The sequence below is a fragment of the Mammaliicoccus sp. H-M34 genome (genome assembly GCF_022386495.1).
Classification (GTDB): Bacteria; Bacillota; Bacilli; order Staphylococcales; family Staphylococcaceae; genus Mammaliicoccus; species Mammaliicoccus fleurettii.
The window spans coordinates 1-318 of the sequence record NZ_JAJNIK010000029.1 but is presented as its reverse complement, the minus strand read 5'-3'; the positions used below and the strand labels follow the sequence as shown (position 1 = coordinate 318).

Here is a 318-nt window from a genome sequence, read left to right as displayed (position 1 = left end):
AAGATGGAAACAAAATTGGTGAAGGCGTCGCAAATGATCAAGGTGTCGCTGAAATTACGCCAACTAGACCATTACCTGAAGGTAATATTACGGCCAAAGCAACAGATAACGCAGAAACACCAAATACGTCTGATGCTTCTGATCCAGTAAAAGCGACAGATACAACAGCTCCAGTTAAACCAGTTATCACTACTGATTTAACAGGACAAGCTCATATGACGCCAACAATTTCTGTGAATGCTGAACCTAAATCTAAAGTTGAAATCTTTGATAAAGATGGAAACAAAATTGGTGAAGGCGTCGCAAATGATCAAGGTG

1 protein-coding gene is annotated in these 318 nt (G+C 39.9%); it reads left to right on the top strand.

Features of this window, described 5'->3' with window-relative positions; all coding sequences use genetic code 11:
• Nucleotides 1-318: hypothetical protein (locus LQ608_RS12580; RefSeq protein ID WP_239752194.1), on the top strand; the 318-nt coding region annotated here is incomplete at both ends.